Origin of the sequence: Brevundimonas sp., assembly GCF_032107865.1 — a bacterium.
Taxonomy (GTDB): Bacteria; Pseudomonadota; Alphaproteobacteria; order Caulobacterales; family Caulobacteraceae; genus Brevundimonas.
This window is the reverse complement of the sequence record NZ_DAMCNG010000035.1, coordinates 1-18905: the sequence shown is the minus strand read 5'-3', so window position 1 is coordinate 18905 and position 18905 is coordinate 1. Positions and strand designations below refer to the sequence as shown.

10 protein-coding genes are annotated in these 18905 nt (G+C 66.6%); 1 reads left to right on the top strand and 9 read right to left on the bottom strand.

The window, feature by feature from the left end:
• The first annotated feature begins 58 nt into the window (after positions 1 to 58).
• A complete protein-coding gene (gene gltB / locus RT567_RS05260) occupies positions 59 to 4366 on the top strand; it encodes a glutamate synthase large subunit (protein ID WP_313574815.1) in 4308 nt (1435 codons plus the stop codon).
• Positions 4367 to 4461: 95 nt separating this feature from the next.
• On the opposite strand, the gene RT567_RS05255 is transcribed toward gltB, so the two are convergent.
• The 9 genes from RT567_RS05255 to RT567_RS05215 form a co-directional block, all read right to left on the bottom strand.
• Positions 4462 to 5706 (bottom strand): metal-dependent hydrolase family protein, encoded by a 1245-nt coding sequence (locus RT567_RS05255; RefSeq protein ID WP_313574816.1) that lies wholly within the window; start codon positions 5704 to 5706, stop codon positions 4462 to 4464.
• A 189-nt stretch (positions 5707 to 5895) separates the two neighbouring features.
• Entirely contained in the window at positions 5896 to 8832 is a 2937-nt protein-coding gene (locus RT567_RS05250) for a TonB-dependent receptor domain-containing protein (protein ID WP_313574813.1), read from the bottom strand.
• A gap of 399 nt (positions 8833 to 9231) precedes the next feature.
• Positions 9232 to 10494 (bottom strand): peptide MFS transporter, encoded by a 1263-nt coding sequence (locus tag RT567_RS05245; protein WP_313574811.1) that lies wholly within the window; start codon positions 10492 to 10494, stop codon positions 9232 to 9234.
• Between the two features lie 75 nt (positions 10495 to 10569).
• A complete protein-coding gene (locus tag RT567_RS05240; protein WP_313574809.1) occupies positions 10570 to 12798 on the bottom strand; it encodes a TonB-dependent receptor domain-containing protein in 2229 nt (742 codons plus the stop codon).
• A 31-nt stretch (positions 12799 to 12829) separates the two neighbouring features.
• Positions 12830 to 13810, bottom strand: a complete 981-nt coding sequence (locus RT567_RS05235) for a dipeptide epimerase (RefSeq protein WP_313574808.1) — start codon at positions 13808 to 13810, stop codon at positions 12830 to 12832.
• Between the two features lie 193 nt (positions 13811 to 14003).
• Positions 14004 to 14720 carry an XRE family transcriptional regulator gene (locus RT567_RS05230; protein ID WP_313574806.1) on the bottom strand — a complete coding sequence of 239 codons (717 nt, stop codon included), beginning with the start codon at positions 14718 to 14720 and terminating at the stop codon, positions 14004 to 14006.
• A 9-nt stretch (positions 14721 to 14729) separates the two neighbouring features.
• Positions 14730 to 16241: a serine hydrolase gene (locus tag RT567_RS05225; protein WP_313574804.1), complete on the bottom strand. Its 1512-nt coding sequence runs from the start codon at positions 16239 to 16241 to the stop codon at positions 14730 to 14732.
• 287 nt (positions 16242 to 16528) lie between these two features.
• Positions 16529 to 18091 carry a glutamine-hydrolyzing GMP synthase gene (gene guaA, locus RT567_RS05220; RefSeq protein ID WP_313574802.1) on the bottom strand — a complete coding sequence of 521 codons (1563 nt, stop codon included), beginning with the start codon at positions 18089 to 18091 and terminating at the stop codon, positions 16529 to 16531.
• Positions 18088 to 18783 carry a 5'-methylthioadenosine/S-adenosylhomocysteine nucleosidase gene (locus RT567_RS05215; protein WP_313574800.1) on the bottom strand — a complete coding sequence of 232 codons (696 nt, stop codon included), beginning with the start codon at positions 18781 to 18783 and terminating at the stop codon, positions 18088 to 18090. The genes guaA and RT567_RS05215 overlap by 4 nt, the downstream gene beginning before the upstream one ends.
• Positions 18784 to 18905 lie beyond the last annotated feature (122 nt).

Genomic DNA, 18905 nt, shown 5'->3' with positions numbered 1-18905 from the left:
GGCGGGCATCGTGCTGCGGGTCGAGGACGACGGCACCGGCCCCGGGCAGGCGCCCGGCATGCGTAAGCGCATCCTCGAGGCCAACGAGGCCGCCCAGGCCTTCTTCGCCGCCCAGGTGCGCGCCGTCGGCCAGACCCTGCGCCCCGGCCCCATCGCCGTCGGTCAGGTCTTCCTGCCGCGCACCGACCTGGGCGCCCAGGACCACGCCCGCGCCATCGTCGAGGCCGAGGCCATCCGCTCGGGCTTCTACATCTATGGCTGGCGCCAGACGCCGATGGACCTGTCCGTGGTCGGCGTGCGCGCCGACGCCACCCGGCCCGAGATCGAGCAGATCATGCTGGCCGCACCGGAAGGCATGGAGATCGAGGAACTGGAGCGTGAGCTCTTCCTGTGTCGCCGCCGCATCGAAAAGGCGGTGCAGGCCGGCGGCCTGAACGGCTTCTATCTGTGCTCCCTGTCGGCCCGCTCCATCGTCTACAAGGGCATGGTCCGCGCCGAGCTGCTGGGCCAGCTGTATCACGACCTGAACGACCCCAGCGTCGAGTCGGGCTACGCCGTCTTCCACCAGCGCTACTCGACCAACACCTTCCCCGAATGGAAGCTGGCCCAGCCCTTCCGAATGCTGGCCCACAACGGCGAGATCAACACGCTGCAGGGCAACCTGAACTGGATGCGCGCCCACGAGATCCGCATGGCGGCCTCGGCCTTCGGCGACCGCGACCATGAGGTCAAGCCGGTGGTCCAACCGGGCGGTTCGGACTCGGCGGCCCTGGACAATGTCTTCGAGGTTCTGGTCCGCGCCGGGCGTCCCGCCCCCCTGGCCAAGGCCCTGCTGGTGCCCGAGGCCTGGTCCTCGGACGACGTGGTGATGAAGCCCGAACACCGCGCCCTCTACGCCTACTGCAACGCGGTCATGGAGCCGTGGGACGGCCCCGCCGCCCTGTGCGCCGTCGACGGCCGCTGGGTCGTGGCCGGCAAAGACCGCAACGGCCTGCGCCCCCTGCGCGCCGTCGAGACCGTGGACGGCCTGCTGCTGGCGGGCTCGGAGGCCGGTCTGGTCCCCCTGCCCGAGGGGCGTATCAAGCGCCGCCTGCACATCGGCCCCGGCAAGCTGATCGCCGTCGATCTGAAGCATGGCCGCCTCTATGACGAGCATGAGGCCGTCGACGCCCTGGCCGCCGCCCAGCCCTATTCCGACTGGCTGGACAACATGGTCGATCTGGAACCGATCATCGGCCCCGGACCTGAGCCGCGCGCCGCCACCGGCGAGGCCCTGATCCGCCGCCAGATCGCCGCCGGTTTCAGCCGCGAGGATCTGGACCTGCTGCTGGACGCCTTGGTCCGCGACGGCAAGGAGGCTGTGGGGTCCATGGGCGACGACGCCCCGCCCGCCGTCCTGTCCAGCCTGCCGCGCCCGCTGGCGCATTACTTCCGCCAGAACTTCTCGCAGGTGACCAACCCGCCCATCGACCCCCTGCGCGAAGCCGGGGCCATGAGCCTGAAGACCCGCTTCAAGAACCTGGGCAATATCCTGGCCCAGGACGAGGCCCAGACCGAGGTCTTCGTGCTGGACAGTCCGGTCCTGACCACCGGCATGTACCAACGCCTGCTGGGCGTCATCGCCGACGGCTCGACCACGGTGATCGACTGCACCTATCCGCTGCCAGCTGAGGGCGACCGCTCCGGCGCCGGCCTGCGTCAGGCCCTGGACCGTATCCGCGACGAGGCCGAGGCCGCCGCGCGCGACGGCGCCACCCTGATCGTCCTGACCGACGAGCACGCCTCGGCCGAGCGTCTGGCCGCGCCCATGATCCTGGCCACCGCCGGGACCCACGGCCGCCTGATCGAGGCGGGCCTGCGCACCTATTGCTCGCTGGTCGTGCGTTCGGCCGAGACCCTGGACCCGCACGCCTTCGCGGTTCTGGTCGGGGTCGGGGCCACCGCCGTCAATCCGTGGCTGGCGCAGGAGCTGTTCCAGGAACGTCTGGATCGCGGCGCCTATCCGGGCCTGACGCTTCACGACGCCTGCCTCAACTACAAGCACGGCATCGAGGCTGGCCTGTTGAAGGTGCTGGCGCGCAAGGGCATCAGCATCATCTCGGCCTATCGCGGCGGCTGCGAGTTCGAGGTCCTGGGCCTGTCTCGCGCCTTGGCCGCCGAGTTCTTCCCCGGCGCCCCGTCACGCATCTCCGGCATCGGTCTGGCCGGTCTGGAGCAGGCGGCGCTCAAACGTCACACCGTGGCCTTCGGCGCAGCCGTGCCGTCTCCGTCCATGGGCGGCTTCTTCCGCATCCGTGCCGGCGGCGAGGCTCACGCCCATGACGCCAGGACCATCCACCTGTTGCAGGACGCGGTGAACCGCGGCGACTACAAGCGCTTCAAGCAGTATTCCGAGGCCGTGCGCGAACAGCCCGACCTGGCCCTGCGCGACCTACTGGACTTCAAGGACGGCCTGACCCCGGTGCAACTGCACGAGGTCGAGAGCGTCTCGGACATCCGCCGCCGCTTCCTGTCCCAGGCCATGTCCCTGGGCGCCCTGTCGCCCGAGGCCCATGAGACCCTGAACATCGCCATGAATCGGATGGGCGCGCGCGCCGTCTCCGGCGAGGGCGGCGAGGACCCGGCCCGCTATGTCCCGCGCCCCAACGGCGACAACGCCAACTCGGCGGTCAAGCAGGTGGCCTCGGGCCGCTTCGGCGTCACCGCCGAATACCTGAACCAGTGCCGCGAGATCGAGATCAAGGTGGCCCAGGGCGCCAAGCCCGGCGAGGGCGGCCAGCTGCCCGGCTTCAAGGTCACCGAGTTCATCGGCCGGATGCGCCACGCCGTCCCCGGCACCACCCTGATCAGCCCGCCGCCGCACCACGACATCTATTCGATCGAGGATCTGGCCCAGCTGATCTACGACCTGAAGGCGATCAACCCCGACGCCAAGGTCACGGTCAAACTGGTCTCCTCGACCGGCATCGGCGCCATTGCCTCGGGCGTGGCCAAGGCCAAGGCCGACGCCATCCTGATCGCCGGCCACAACGGCGGCACGGGCGCCTCGCCGCAGACCTCGGTCAAGCACGCCGGGATGCCGTGGGAGATCGGCCTGGCCGAGGCGCATCAGGTCCTCAGCCTGAACCACCTGCGCTCCTCCGTCAGCTTGCGCGCCGACGGCGGCATCCGCACTGGCCGCGACGTGGTTCTGGCCGCGCTTCTGGGGGCCGAGGAATACGGCATCGGCACCTCGGGCCTGATCGCCATGGGCTGCCTGATGGTGCGTCAGTGCCATTCCAACACCTGCCCGGTCGGCGTCTGCTCGCAGGACGAGCGCCTGCGCGCCAAGTTCACCGGCACGCCGGAGAAGGTGGTCAACCTCTTCACCTTCATCGCCGAGGAGGTCCGCGAAATCCTGGCCTCCATCGGCGCGCGCACGATCGACGAGATCGTCGGCCGCACCGACCTGCTGCGTCAGACCCGGCGCGGCGGCTCGCATCTGGACGACCGTGACCTCAACCCCCTGCTGATGAAGGTCGACGTCGACCGTCCCGGCCGCTGGGCCGACAAGGTGCGCCGCCCCATCGCCGACAGCCTGGACGCCCTGGTGCTGAAGGACGCGCAGGCCTTCCTCGAACGCGGCCAGACGCTGGAGCTGTCCTATCCGCTGAACAACACCCAGCGCACGGCCGGCGCTGGCGTCTCCTCGGCCATCGTCCGCAAGTTCGGCCCGCAGGGTCCGCAAGGCCGTCTGAAGCTGAAGCTGGAAGGCATCGCCGGTCAGAGCTTCGGCGCCTTTGGCGCGCGCGGCCTGATTCTCGACGTCACCGGCGAGGTCAACGACTACGTCGGCAAGAGCCTGTCGGGCGCCGACATCCACGTCCGCCCCTATGAGTGGCGCGCGGATCAGCAGGTCTGCGGCAACACCACCCTCTATGGCGCCACCTCCGGCCGTCTGTTCGTGGCCGGGGCGGCGGGCGAACGCTTCGCCGTCCGCAACTCGGGCGCCGAGGCCGTGGTCGAGGGTCTGGGCGCGCACGGCTGCGAGTACATGACCGGCGGGCGCGTGGTCGTCCTGGGTTCGGTCGGCTGGAACCTGGCGGCGGGCATGAGCGGCGGCGAGCTGTTCGTCCTCGACGCCGACGGTCGCGCGGCTCAGGCCCTGAACGGCGACATGGCCGGGGTCGGCGCTATCGACGTCGAAGCCGAAGCCCGGCTGAAGGCCCTGGTCGAGGCCCACGCCGCCGCCACCGCCTCGCCCCTGGCCCGCCGCATCCTCAGCGACTGGTCGACCTACGCGCCGCGCTTTGTGCGCATCGCCCCCAAGACCGTCCTCGCCGCCGAGGCCGCAAACACCGACGTCAGGCTGGCCCAACCGGCCTGACGCCGCCTTCCCTTGCTCTCACTATGAAAAAGGGGGCGGCTCTCGCCGCCCCCTTCTATTGGCGTCATCTTCCGACGCGGCGGTCTCGAAGACCGTCAGTCGTTCCGATAGGTCACGCCGCCCTTCATCACATATTTGACGTGCTCCAGCGTGGTCACGTCGCTCAGCGGATCACCCGAGACGGCGATGACATCGGCCGCGTAGCCGGGCGCCAGACGCCCGATCTCGTTCTGCAGGCGGAAGTGGGTCGCCGCGCCGACGGTGGCGGCGCGGACGGCTTCCAGCGGGGTCAGACCCGCCTGAACCAGCAGGGCGAACTCCTTGGCGTTTTCACCATGCGGCGAAACGCCGGTGTCGGTGCCGAAGGCGATCTGGATGCCGGCGCGGTGGGCGCGGCGCGCCATGTCCAGCATCTGCGGACCGGCTTCCAGCGACTTCTTGCGCTGGTTCGGCGTGAAGAAGCTCTCCGGACGGGAGGCCTCGCGGGCGACGAAGTCGCCGGCCAGCAGGGTCGGCACCAGCCAGCCGTTGTTGGCCTTGAAGATGCGGATAGATTCGTCGTCCAGGAAGGTGCCGTGTTCGATCGAGTCGCCGCCGGCGCGCAGGAAGCTGTTGATGCCGTCCGTGCCGTGGGCGTGGGCGGTCACCGTGCGGCCCATGAAGTGCGCGGTCTCGACGATGGCCTGCAGCTCTTCATTGGAGAACTGCTGGTTCAGGCCGGCGCCGGTGTCCGACAGCACGCCGCCCGTGGCCGTGATCTTGATGATGTCGGCGCCCGCGCGCACGCGCTCGCGCACCGAGCGACGGCAATCGTCGGCGCCCGAGCAGACGCCGTTCTGGCGCAGCACAGGGACCAGGGCGCTGCTCACGCCGTTGGCGTCGCCGTGGCCGCCGTGCGGCGTCACCGTACCGGCCGAGACTAGCAGACGCGGGCCGGGAATCTTGCCCGCCGCGATCCCGTTGCGCAGGGCCACGACGGCGTCGCTGGCGCCGCCCAGATCGGCGACGGTGGTGAAGCCGGCGCGCAGCGTCACCAGGGCGTAGGCCGCGCCCTGAACGGCGGAGTCGGCAGCGGTGTTGGTGAAGCGAGCGACACGGTTGCCCTCGCCCTGCTGGTTGGTGATGTGGACGTGGCTGTCGATCAGGCCCGGCAGCACGAACTTGTCCGACAGGTCGACCACGTCGCCTTGGCCGACGAAGCCGTTGACGATCTCGCGCACGCGACCGTTCTCGATCACCAGGGTCTGGTTCTGGGTCACGCGGCCGGTGGCCGGATCAGCCAGCAGGCGCCCGGCGTGAATGTAGGAGACGCTCGGAGCGGCGGCGGCCTGTTGCGCCACGGCCGGGGTTGAAGCGAGAAGAGCGGCCGCAAGGCCGACGACCCATGATTTCTTAGATGACAACTGCACTGTGCTCCTCCACGCGGCGATAGGTCGCCGCCCCATTTGAAATATTGCCGACCCAAGGCCGGGATCAGGTGCGGCGGGACGGGCGCCCCGCCGCTATGGCTTCAGACCGCCTTGCGGAGATCAGAAGGTCTTGGTGACCGCGACCGTGTAGTAGCGGCCAATGGTGTCGTAGTTCTGCGCGTCGTAGGTGCCGCGGACGTCCCCTACTTGCGGCGGCGCTTCATTGAACAGGTTGGTCACGGTGAAGCGCAAGGACGTGTCGTAAGGCAGCGTCACTCGGGCGTTCAAATCGAACACGTCATAGGCGTCCACGCCGCGCGCGGTGCTGGTCGGCGAGGTCACGCGGGCGCTGTTGATCATCTCCGACATGTGGCGCCAGCGCAGGCCGACGTTCCAGCTTTCACGCGAGTAGGTGACGCTGGTCGACGCCTTCCATTCGGGGTGCGCCTGTCCGGCGTTGGCCTCGATCGCCGTGCCCCAGGTGCCGGCGTAGTCGTACGTCGGCGCGCCCGGCAGGGCCTGGATCTCGAAGCTGTTCAGATAGCTGATCGCCGAACTGACGCTGAGCTGCCCCTCGTCCGGCAGACCGACATCGCCCAGGTGCAGGCGCCAGTCCAGTTGCAGGTCGATGCCGGTGACATTGAACTGGCCCAGGTTCAGCAGAGGCTGACGCGGGTTGATCATGTAGCCGTCATTGGTCCCGCGATCCTGCAGGGTGCAGTAGTAGTTGTTCGGATCGAACGTCGGGTTGTTGCCCCCGTCGTTGAAGCAGTAGCGAATGCCGTTGCCGACGCCCAGGACGCCGACCGCATCGGCCACCTTGATCTGATACCAGTCGATCGAGGCGCTGATGTTGCTCAGCCACGGCGACTGGAAGGTCGGCTGCAGCACCGTGCCGAACGAATAGGTGTCGGCCGTTTCCTCTTCCAGGTCAGGGTTGCCGCCGGTCAGGGCGAACACCTGGGCGGCGCCGAACTGGAAGTCGTTGATCAGGGCCGAGGGCACGCCCAGGGAGACGCACAGCGCCTTGACCTTTTCAGCGTTGGGCCCGTTGCGGAACGAGCTGCGGTAGTCGCAGGGGTCGCCGTTGGTGTTGCTGGCGGACGGCGTGCCGATGTCGACCGTCGCCGACGAGACGGGCGAATACAGCTCGCCCACGCTGGGGGCGCGGACGGCGCGGTTGTAGCCGCCGCGCAGGCGCACCACGTCGTTCACCTGCCAGTTCAGGTCAGCCTTGTAGGCATGGACGCCGCCGACCGAGCTGTAGTCGGAAAAGCGGTAGCCCAGGTCCATTTCCAGCGACTTGACGAAGGGCAGGTCGCGCAACAGCGGCACCAGGAACTCGGCGAAGACCTCCGTCGTATCGACATTGCCGGACGAGGCCCGCAACTCGCTGTAACCCAGGATGTCGCTGGTGCCGTCAGGCTGGTCCAGGGCGCCGTCGGGACGGAAGTCGAAGTGGTTGTAGCGATAGCCCAGGCCGGCGGCGAAGCGCACCTCGCCCGCCGGCAGGTTGAACAGCCCGCCCTGCATCGACGCCTCGGCCATGCGCTGAGTCAGCTCATTGGTGTTGGTGGTGCTGCGCCGCACATAGTCCACGCACGCGGCCGACGGATCATGATTGCCGAAGGGGTTGAAGCCCCCGGCGCAGAATTCCGACCCGCCGGTGGGGCTGTAGAGCAGGCGCGTGATGGCCGAGCGGCTGACGCCCCCGCTCTGAACGTTGTCGAAGTCAGCCTTGGACGCGCTGGCGTAGGCTTCCCAGGTCCAGTCCTTGTAGCCGACCTGGCCCGACAGGCCGCCAATGAACTGATAGACGTTGTAGGCGTAGGATTGCAGGCGCTCGCCCGCAAAATCCAGATCCTTCCACAAGGCGAAGTCCGCCGTGGGGTTGGGCCGGGACGCCAGGATGTGGGCGAAATCAGCTCCGATGTACGGGTTGGTCACCGGCGCCGACAGGGCATAGGCCAGACCTGCCAGGGTTGGGTTGAAAGTGCCCTCAGATTCATAACTGGTCAGCGAACCTTGCAGGAAGAAGTCGATCTCCGGCGTGATCTGATAGTCGACGCGACCGAACAGCGAATAGCGTTCATTCTCGTTCTGGATACGCCCGCGGTTCCAGCCCCACAGCATGTTGGTGCCGGCGGCGTTCAGGAAGTGGTTGTCGGTCTCGGGATCCTTCAGGTTCATCACGGGCGAGGCGCCGCCCAGGTTGAACAGGGTCTGGTCGCCGGTGTTGAAGCCGATCTGGCCGTTATAGAAGGCGCCGGCGCCCAGCACCGGATTGACGCCGTACTGGCCCACGAAGACGTCGTTCACGGCGCTCAGCGTCGGCCGGTTGCTGCCGAACCAGGCCGCCCCCTGAGAGATGATGGCGGTGTTCGACTGACGGTTGCGCACGAAATAGTAGTCGCGCTTCGACTGATAGGCGACGTCGCGCATGGAGTAGTCGAGCGAGATCACCGCCCGGCCGCGCCCCTCGGCGAAGGCGTCGCCCGCCGTGATCGACGTGCGGAAGGTCTCGCCGTCGCCGTAGTCGCTGATGCCGTACTGGGATGCGACCGTCACCCCGCTGAAGTTGCGCTTCAGGATGAAGTTGACCACGCCCGCAGTGGCGTCCGAACCATAGGCGGTCGAAGCGCCGCCAGTGATGACCTCGACATTGCCGATCAGGGCTTCGGGAATGATGTTCAGGTCGACCGAGCCGTCCGGGTTGGACGGCTGAAGACGCTTGCCGTCCAGCAGCAGCAAGGTGCGCTTGGACCCCAGGCCGCGCAGGCTGGCGTAAGCCTGGCCGCCGTTCAGCGAGGTGGAGGACGACCCAGCCGTGCTCTGGCCCATGGCGCCCGAGAACTGGGGCATCTGGGTCAGGGCCTTTTCAACCGTGACCTGCCCTGTGTTCTCGATGGCTTCAGTGGTGACGGAGACCAGCGGGCTGTTCGAAGCGTAGTCGCGGCGGGCGATACGCGAGCCTGTAACGACGATTTCACTGACTTCAACGGCTGCGCCCGGATCTTCGGACGCTTCCTGGGCGACGGCGACGTTCGCCGCGCTCATCAGGGCTACTGACGCGCACCCGCCTGCCAGCAGGACACGATACATCGCGGGGCTACGACCCCGAAAACCACTAGAAAACATGAAATCCCCTCTGTTGCTGACGTTTGCACCCGCGCCCCTCAGCGCGAGTCGATCCCCAAAAAGCGCCCCCTTTTCGCCACTTTATTTCACGCGAAAAATTTCTCCATATGACCGGCTTTGATATTTAAAATTCGAAATAATTTTCGAAATCTGGCGTCAATTGCAGAATTGATCCTCACTCCAGAGCGAATCCTGTGATGCTTTGAGGGAAAAATCACATGCGATGAGCGGGTCGAAGACGGTCGAATTAGCCGCCCGACAGGCAAGACCTAGCCGCTCGAGGATTCTGGTCGTCGGTTGAAATTGGCTAGGAGGCGCCTAGGCCTCGACATTCCTGAAGGGTCGGATGAGCAGCAGCAGACCCAAGACCGAGACGCTGGCGACCACGCCCATCATCGCAAAATAGGTTGCGGGCGACATGAGACTCCAGGTCGATCCGACCAGACCCGCCAGCAGGTTCCCCGCAAAGGCGGCCAGGAACCACGCGGCGATCATAGTCGCCGTCATCTGCACCGGCGCCAGCCGCCCGAACAAGCCCAGCCCAACGGGCAGGATAAACAGCTCGCCGCTGGTCAACAGAACGAAGAAGACCACAAGCCACAACCAGTGGACAGCCCCCTGCCCCGCCAGCGTCGCGACCACCGCAAGGCCGAAGAAGGCGCCCGCGACCAGGGCCGCGCCCGTCGCCATCCGGGCCAGGGACGACATCCCCCGTCCCTTGCGCGCAGATCGATCCCAGGCGGTGACCAGGATCGGCGTCAGCAGGAAGACCAGCAGGGGATTCAGCGACTGGAACCAGGTCATGGGAATAGTCCAGCCGCCCAACGATCGGTCCACGTCGCTGCCGATCCACAAGGCCAGGGTGTTGCCAACCTGCTCATAGGCGATGCGGAACACGACTACGGCCAGGATCACGCCGCCGAACAGCATCAGAGACGACCGCCCCAGTCCCCCGCCCTTGATCTTCTCTTCCCGCGCCGCGCGCGGCGGATCGGCCGGCAGATAGCGCCCGCCCAGCAGATAGATGGTCAGACCCGCCGCCATGCCGACCCCGGCCAGGGCGAAACCCCAGTGCCAGCCGTAGATCTCGCCTACCGCGCCGCAGACCAGCGGCGCCATGAAGGCCCCCAGGTTCACGCCCATGTAGTAGATGTTGTAGGCGCTGCCGCGACGCGGATCGTCGGGCTTGTACAGCCCCGCCACCTGCCCCGGCAGGCTAGGCAAGAACAGGCCGTTTCCGATCGCGATGACCGCCAGCGCTGGATAGAAAAGCGCCTCCGACGCCATCATGAAGTGGCCGGCGATCATGATGGATGCGCCCATGACCACCGAGCGGCGACGCCCCAGCCAGCGATCCGCCAGCACCCCGCCGAAGATGGGGGTCAGATAGATGACCGCCGTATAGACGCCGTAGATGATCGACGCCCGCCCCTGCTCGATCAGCAAGGTCGTGGTCATGTAATAGACCAGCAGCGTCCGCATGCCGAAGAAGGAGAACTTCTCCCACATCTCGGTCAGGAACAGGACGGTCAGCCCGCGCGGCTGACCCAGGAAGCTCTTTTCACTGGCGGCGATGGTCATGACGCTCGGCTTCCCCTCCGGCCGTGATGGCGATGCGCGGTCCCGCCCGTTCGCAACGAGACCGCGCCCCCAGACTTAGAAATAGGCCTGGATAGTAAAGCCTATGGTGCGCGGCTGAACCGTGATCCAGCTTTCGGGCGCTGTGATGCTGGCAGGGCTGGCCAGGACGCGGCCGTCGTCGTCGAACAGGTTGCGCACGAAGATCGAGGCCTCGATCGGACGGCCCGGCAGGCGAACCCCTGCCGTCAGATTGACCAGGTGATAGTCGCCGTACTCGCGGTTGTTGGCGTTATCCGTGTCAAAGCGCGTGTTCATCTTGCCGGTGTAGCTGTAGTCGAACCGAGCATAGGCGTCGCGCGGCTCGAACACCGTGAAGGCCTGACGCGCGCCGGCGCTGATCTGCTCGCGGGCCACGCCCGGCACATGATCCCCATCCGACCAGGTGGTGAAGGGCACGTCCTCGGTCAGTGTGGAATCGGTCAGGCCCACCGTGCCGTAGACGTCCAGGGCGTCGTTGACGGCGAAGCGGGTCTCGATCTCGGTCCCGATGCTGCGCGCCTTGCCCGCATTGGTGCGGAACGAGAAGGAACAGGACGGCAGGCTCATCGTCGTCTGGATGTCGGTCCAGTCGATGTAATAGACGCTGGCGTTGACGGTCAGGCGACGATCCATGAACTGGTTCTTGGAGCCGACCTCATAGTTCCAGACCGAGTCCGAACCGAAACTGCCCGGCGTCTCCTTCAGGCCCAGCTTGTCCAGATCGGCGCGGCACAGGTCGGCCGGAACCGTGGTGTTGACCCCGCCCAGCCGGAAGCCCTTGGACGCCTGGACATAGATCATGTTGTCGCGCGTGGCGTCGAACGACAGGTTGAACTTGGGCGTCACGCCGTCTTCGGAGAACTCACCCGCATAGCGCGACACGCCGCCGTTCAGCAGACCGGACGAGAAGGTCTCGTACTCCTCACTGAAGTCGAAATAGCGCAGGCCCGCCGTCGCCGTCAGGCGCGGCGTGATCTTGTAGGAGATCTCGCCGAACACCGCCTTCTGCTCCTGACGGATGTTCTGGAAGCCGTAGAAGGCCTGATCTACGCCCGGCGCGCCAAAGTCCGACGACGGGGCGCCGACATGGGCGTCCAGCCCCGGTACGACGCCGTCCTGCGTATAGTCGCGCTTGCGGTCCTGATAGAAGACGCCGGCGATGTAGTTCAGCCGACCCTCGCCGCTGGAGGCGATCCGCAGTTCCTGCGAGAAGTCCTCGATCTCGGTCGTATCGACCAGGGGCGCGGGCGAATCCAGACCCAGGGCCGCCTCGGTCAGGAACTCCAGACTGGTGCGGTTGGTGTTCTTCTTCTTCAGGAAGGAGGTCGAGGAATTGATCGAGGCCCAGCCCAGATCATAGTCCAGCGCCGCGTTGAAGATGTTGATCCGGTCGGTCAGGCCGTCGAAGGCGCGGATATTGCGCTCAAACGGCGCCGACTGGCTGGCGCGCGAGCCCGTCTCCAGCTCGTGGTACATATAGGTCAGGTTGGCGCGAAGCTCGGGACTGATCTGGGCCCCCAGCTGCAGACGAGCGCCGGTCGTGGTGGCGTCGTTCTGGTTGTCCTCACCCGTCGCGGTATTGTCGATATAGCCGCCCTGATAGGTATGATAGGCGACCGCGCGCAGGGCCACGGCGTCCGTGACCAGCGGCAGATTGACCATGCCCTTGGCGCTGTAGTTGGCTTCGCCATGACGGGTGTGCGAGGCCGACCCTTCCGCCGACGCCGAGAAGTCCGTCAGGTTCGGCTTGTTGGTGATGATGCGGATGGCGCCGCCCATGGCGCCCGAACCGTAGAGCGTGCCCTGAGGCCCGCGCAGCACCTCGACCCGCGACAGGTCATAAAGGCCGAGGTCCGGGTTGAAGCCGTTCACCGAGATCGGCGTCTCGTCAATATAGACGCCGACCGTCTCCTTGTTCTGGGGCTCGTCGTTGCGAACGCCGCCGGTCGACACCCCGCGCAGGGCGATGGTCGACAGGCCCGGCCCCTGGGACACCATGGACAGGCTGGGCACCGACGCCACCATATCGACCAGGCTGTTCTTGCCCGTTTCCATGATCTCGGCGGCGGACAGGGCGGCGACCGAGTTGGCCACGTCCTGAAGATTTTGCGACCGCTTCTGCGCCGTGACCACGATGTCGTCGACCGTGGTGGCCGGGTCCGCCGCAGCCGCCGCAGAAGCCGATTGCGCCGCCGCCGGCGAAGCCGCCAGAGCCAGCACCACCGCCAGAGAACTCACGCCCAGATATTTCGTCTTGCCGCTCATCTTGGTTCTCCCTCCCAAAATCATCATGACCTCAGCCCCACACGGTCCGGTCGAACAGGCTCAGCCGGCGCCCGTCGTGGCGCACGGCGGCGTCCGCCGGATTCTTCAGCAGCAGGGACACGTCCAGATCGACGACCTCGCACAGCGTGCCGACCAGATAGGCCGGCGCCATGGCCAGGCCCGATCCCATCATGCAGCCGACCATCAGGCGCATCCCCCGCGTCTCAGCCTCGCGCGCCAGAGCCAGGGCCTCGGTCAGGCCGCCGGTCTTGTCGAGCTTGATGTTGACGAAGGCGTAGCGGCCTTCCAGCCGGTCCAGATCGGTGCGGTCCTGGCAGGACTCGTCGGCGCACAGCGGCGCCGGCCCGGTATAGCCGTCCAACTGCTCGTCCTCGCCGCGCGGCAGGGGCTGCTCAATCATGAAGACGTCCAGCGCGGCCAGTTCCGGCGCCAGGGCGTTCAGTTGCTCCAAAGTCCAGCCGCCGTTCACGTCCACGAACAGGCGCACATCCGGCAAGGTCTGGCGCACCGCCCGCACGCAGGCCATGTCGTTCGGCCCGCCCAGCTTCAGCTTGATCATGCCCGCATAGCGGTGGGTCGCGGCCAGACGCGCGGTTTCCTCCGGCGTTTCGATGCCGATGGTCACATCCGAATCCAGCTGATCCGGCGCGTTCAGCCCGGTCAATTCCCAGATCGAGCGACCCGCAGCCTTGGCCTCATGGTCCCAGAAGGCGCAGTCCAGGGCGTTGCGCGCCGGCCCCGCCGGCAGACGCGACTGCAGGGCGATGCGATCCACCAGGCCCGCCTCGATATCGGGGGCGATGGCGGCGAGCGCGTTCAGCACCGCCTCGGCGGTATGGCCGAACATCGGCATGGGACAGGCCTCGCCCCGACCGACCACGCCGCCGCCTTCCAGGGCCACCGCGACCACGTCCAGGCCCGAGATTTCACCGAACGACACACGGAACGGCGTCGTCAGGTCCAGGCGCCGCTTCAAGGCTGTGAGCTTCACGATCCCTCCCAGAACTCGTTTTGCATTCACAGCAATATTCGTGAAATTTTGCACATGGCAAGAACAGATTTTGCAAAATCTGCATGCCAAATTTCACCTTGCGCAAAATCGCACCCCGCATCTCAGCGAGATGCGGGGTCAAACCCTTCTGGAACAAAGGAAATCCGCCAGCGCCCGTCGCTTGGCGCGGCGGCTATTCGTCGCCGGCCATCGGGAAGGCCGCCCAGGCCTCACGCGAAAAGGCGCGGCTCTCGAAGGCGTCATAGCCGCGTCCGCCGCCGTGGAAGTATGTCACCAGCACCTCCGCCGGCTGGTTCACGGCGACGACGCTGTGCCAGGCCGAGGAGTCCATATGCATGGCGTCGCCTTCCTCGAGCAGGACCGGCTCCTGCCCTTCGACATAGGCCACCGCCGTCCCCTTGATGACATAGACGACCTTCTCGCCGGGATGGCGCACGAACTCCGATTCCCAGACGCTGACCGGCTGGAAATGGAAGTGGCCGCAATCGAGCGCACGTGTCTCATCCGATCCGAACAGATAGTGGACCATGGCGTCGCAGAACCGCTCGGGACGTCTTTCCGGCGCCCGATCCACCGTCAGCCGCGCCACGCCGCTGGCGGCCGGCGGCGTCCCTCCCCGGCCTGGACCGCTGGATGCCTCTTCGACCTCGCTCGGGGCGTCGCCCAGCAGGCGCTCGACCGGAACGTCCAGAGCCTTGGCCAGCAGATGCATCTTGTCGACCGTCAGCCGCAACCGCGTATTCTCGATCCGCGACAGGGACGAGGTCGGAATGCCGGTCAGTTGCGACAGCTGATCCAGCGTCAGCTTGCGGCTCTTGCGGATACGGCGCAGCGCCGCGCCGCCTGTGGCGGCTTCATCATCGACCGGCGGAAGGTAGGGGCGCGTCATGCCCTGTTCCTACGGTTGCTTCGCCGCCCTGACCAGCCGCAGGTCTCTGAAATTGAACGATGGGTCAGTGCGCGCCGAGACGGGAGCCATTTCGATGTCGCGAACCTGGCCGCGCGGATCGAGCCGGAAGTTGACATAGGCGTCGGCGTTCAGCGCCCGGTCGCTCCAGGCGGCGATAAAGCGGTCGCCGTCGACGTGCCGCAGCCGCCCCGTCATCGCCTTCGAGCCCAGGTCCATGACCAGATTCTCGCCCTCCAGCCGAACCTCGACCGGACCGAACCAGGCGTCGTCATAGCGTCCGGCGTACTGCGCCAGGGGCAGGGCCGGACGCGGCGTTTCTCCCGCCGCAGCCGCCTCGGTCCCGGCGACCGCCGTGTCCGCCTGGGCGGCGCGAATGGCGGCCACCTCCGCCCTGCCCTGATCGGCGATGGCGCGCACCGGGCTGGGGTTGAACTTCAACGCGGCCAGTTGCTGTGCGATGGCGCGGGCGGCGCCGCTGGTCTTGTTGGTCATGACCATGACACCGAAACCGTCGTCAGGATAAAGGCTCAGATAGCTGACCATGCCGGGCAGGCCGCCGCCGTGCTGGACCTCGCGACGACCGAAGCTGTCCTGCACCATCCAGCCCAGGGCATAGGCGCTGAAGGCCGTCCCGGCCTGATAGGGCGATGCCGCACGTCCGAGCGGCATCAGGGTGACCGGACTGAACAAATCCGCGCGGCGCACAGCGTCCAGTTCAGGCCCCTTGGCCGGATCAAGATTGAAGGCCATCCATTGCGCCATGCCGCGCGCGTTGCAGAAGATGCCGCCCGCCGCCAGGGTGATATCCGGCAAGGGGAAATCCACTGTCGTCAGCTGACCGTCAGCATAATCATGCGCCAGCGATCGCGCCGCGCCCGGCGCCAGCTGCTTCTGGTCCGGCACGCAGCCGTTCATGTCCAGACGGGTCAGAAAGCGGGACTGAATCTCATCCTGCCAAGACCGCCCCGACACGCGCTCGATCAGGTCGCCGGCGACGATGTAGAGCAGGTTGTCGTAGGCGAACTCCGTACGGAAACTGGACTTGGGCTCCAGATGCGCCAGCGCCTGATAGACCTGCGCCTTGTTCGCCTTGCCTTCCGTCAGCATCACCAGATCGCCGGCGTAAGGCGCCAGCCCCGATCGATGGCTGACCAGATCGCGAATGGTGAACTCGCGCGTCACCCACGCATCCGACAGGCGGAACTCAGGCACATAGTCGATGACCGGGTCATCCCAGTCCAGCCGACCTTCCTGCTCCAACTGGGCGATCACCGTGGTGGTGAAGGCCTTGGAGATCGACCCGATGCCGAACAGGGTGTCCGCGTTGACAGGCGTCTGCGTCCGATAATCCACGACGCCGTAGCCCTTCAGATAGGGCGCCTGCCCCGGCTGGATCACCGCGATGGCGACGCCTGGGATTTCAAACGACGCGAGCGCCGTCGTGACGACCTCGTCAATCTGCCGCTCGCTGATGGTGCGATCGGGCTCGGCCGCAGCCACGCCTCCTCCGGCCGCCAAGACCGCAAGCCCAACAAATGCACCGGAATTGCGTAGCAGTGACATCATGATCGCCTCCCTTGCACGAAGGCTGGCTTCATTTTGCTATTTCTGCAAGAAAATAGCGCCGCCCTCAGCACGATTTCCCAGGAACACCATGCTCGCAGCGGTCGTCACAAATGGCGAGGTCAAGGAAAAGGCCCTCCGAAAAATCCGAAGGGCCTCATGCAAATTCAGCTCTACATCAACCGCTTAGCGGCGCATTCCGGAAAGCTCCCGGAACGTCTGAATTATTCCCACTCGATCGTGCCGGGCGGCTTCGACGTCACGTCGTAGACGACGCGGTTGACGCCGCGGACCTCGTTGATGATGCGCGTGGCCGTCTTGGCCAGCACATCCCAGGGGAACTGGTAGAAGTCGGCCGTCATGCCGTCGGTCGAGGTGACGGCGCGCAGGGCCAGCACCTTTTCATAGGTGCGGGCGTCGCCCTGGACGCCGACCGTCTTGACCGGCAGCAGCACGGCGAAGGCCTGCCAGATGTCGTCGTACAGGCCCGCCTTGCGGATCTCGTCCAGGTAGATGGCGTCCGCGTCCTGAAGCGTGGCGACAGCCTCCGGCGTGATCTCGCCGGGGATGCGGATGGCCAGGCCCGGTCCGGGGAACGGGTGGCGACCGACGAAGGCGTCCGTCAGGCCCAGTTCGCGGCCCAGGGCGCGGACCTCGTCCTTGAACAGCTCGCGCAGGGGTTCGACCAGCTTCAGCTTCATGAAGTCCGGCAGACCGCCGACGTTGTGGTGGCTCTTGATGACGTGCGAGGGGCCGCCGGTCGGGGACACGCTCTCGATCACGTCGGGATAGAGGGTGCCCTGGGCCAGGAAGGCGGCGCCTTCAATCTTGGCGGCTTCGCGGTCGAAGGTCTCAATAAAGACGCGGCCGATGGTCTTGCGCTTGGTTTCCGGGTCGGAAATCCCAGCCAGTTCACCAAGGAATTCCTTCGACGCATCAACGTGCACCAGCGGAATGTTATAGTGCTCGCGGAACAGGGTCGTGACCTGATCGGCCTCGCCCTTGCGCATCAGGCCGGTGTCGACGAAGACGCAGGTCAGCTGGTCGCCGATGGCTTCGTGGATCAGCACGGCGGCAACCGATGAGTCGACCCCGCCCGACAGGCCGCAGATGACCTTGGCGTCGCCGACCTGTTCGCGGATCTTGGCGATCTGCTCGTCGCGATAGGCGGCCATGGTCCAGTCGCCGGTCAGGCCCGCCACGCCGTGGGTGAAGTTCTTCAGCAGCTGAGCGCCGCGCGGAGTGTGCACCACCTCGGGGTGGAACTGCACGCCGTAGATCTTGCGCGTCTCATCGGCGATGGCGGCGAAGGGCGCGCCTTCCGAGGTGGCGATGACGTGGAAGCCTTCCGGCAGGGCGGTCACGCGGTCGCCGTGGCTCATCCACACCGGCTCGCGGTGATCGAGGGCGCCGATGCCTGCGAACAGGGGGCTGTCCTTGGTGATGACGATCTCGGCGCGGCCGAATTCGGCGTGGTGGCCGCTCTCGACCTTGCCGCCCAGCTCGGCGCAGATCAGTTGCTCGCCGTAGCAGATGCCCAGGATCGGCGCGCCGTAATCAAAGACCGCGCGGTCGACGCGCGGGCTGTCGGCGTCGGTCGTCGAGTCCGGGCCGCCCGACAGGATGATGGCCTGCGGCTGCATCGCCGCCAAAGCCTCGCCGGCCTTATTGTAGGGATGGATTTCGCAATAGACGCCGGCCTCGCGCAGGCGGCGCGCGATCAGTTGCGTCACCTGACTGCCGAAATCGACGATGAGCACCTTCTGGTGTTGGGTCGGCTGGGTCATGAGGTCGAATCCGGGGCGAGCGATTGGGCGAGGGTTTGGCCCTGAAGGGCCGGAATTTCAAGGGCGGCGAGGCCGTGATCCGTCAGCACTGCGATCAAACCGTCCACAGCGCGCGCCAGGTTCTCGTCCACCAGATGCAGGGTCGAGGTCCAGTCGTGCAGGCCGGTCAGTTCGGCCTTGCCGTCCGACACCCCGCGCAGCGCGACCAGAGGCAGGCCGAAGGTCTGGGCCGCGCGGACCAGCGCCCAGGTCTCCATGTCCACCATCTCGGCGTCGATAGCGTCATAGGCGGCGCCCGAGACGACGTTTCCGCCCGTCGACAGGCGCGCGGTCGGCACGTCAGGGATGGGGCACGGCAGCGGCAAGACAGCAGGCATGTCCAGCAGCGGCGTCACGCCTTTGGGAAAGCCCAGCGCGCTGGCGTCCATATCGCGATAGGCCACGGACGACGCCTGATAGACCGCTGCATGATCCAGCACGCGCGACCCGCATGAGCCCAGCGACAGGATCAGATCCGGCGTCTCTCCCCTCGCCTCCAGCCGCGCCAGAGCCGCCGTCAACGCCACCGCTCCCTCGACCGGACCGATGCCGGTCATCAAGGGGTCGATACGCGCGCGCAGGTGGTCGCCGTATTCCGCAGGAGCCGCCATCACCGGCAGGACCGTGACGGCGCCATAGCGCTCAAGCCTCATGAAGCGCGCTCAAACAGGGCGATGAAGAAGCCGTCCGTGCCCGTGGCGGCGGGCGACAGACGCAGGCGGTGGCCTTGCGCCAGCGCGGTCAGGCGCTCGCGCCCCGCCTCGGTCAGGTCCGC

What these genes read in the sequence shown, in the direction of transcription:
- RT567_RS05240 (WP_313574809.1), bottom strand. Translation starts at nt 12,798, where the DNA reads ATGAGCGGCAAGACGAAATATCTGGGCGTGAGTTCTCTGGCGGTGGTG.
- RT567_RS05215 (WP_313574800.1), bottom strand. Translation starts at nt 18,783, where the DNA reads ATGAGGCTTGAGCGCTATGGCGCCGTCACGGTCCTGCCGGTGATGGCG.
- RT567_RS05250 (WP_313574813.1), bottom strand. Translation starts at nt 8,832, where the DNA reads ATGAGCGCGGCGAACGTCGCCGTCGCCCAGGAAGCGTCCGAAGATCCG.
- RT567_RS05230 (WP_313574806.1), bottom strand. Translation starts at nt 14,720, where the DNA reads ATGACGCGCCCCTACCTTCCGCCGGTCGATGATGAAGCCGCCACAGGC.
- gltB (WP_313574815.1), top strand. Translation starts at nt 59, where the DNA reads ATGCGTAAGCGCATCCTCGAGGCCAACGAGGCCGCCCAGGCCTTCTTC.
- RT567_RS05245 (WP_313574811.1), bottom strand. Translation starts at nt 10,494, where the DNA reads ATGACCATCGCCGCCAGTGAAAAGAGCTTCCTGGGTCAGCCGCGCGGG.
- guaA (WP_313574802.1), bottom strand. Translation starts at nt 18,091, where the DNA reads ATGACCCAGCCGACCCAACACCAGAAGGTGCTCATCGTCGATTTCGGC.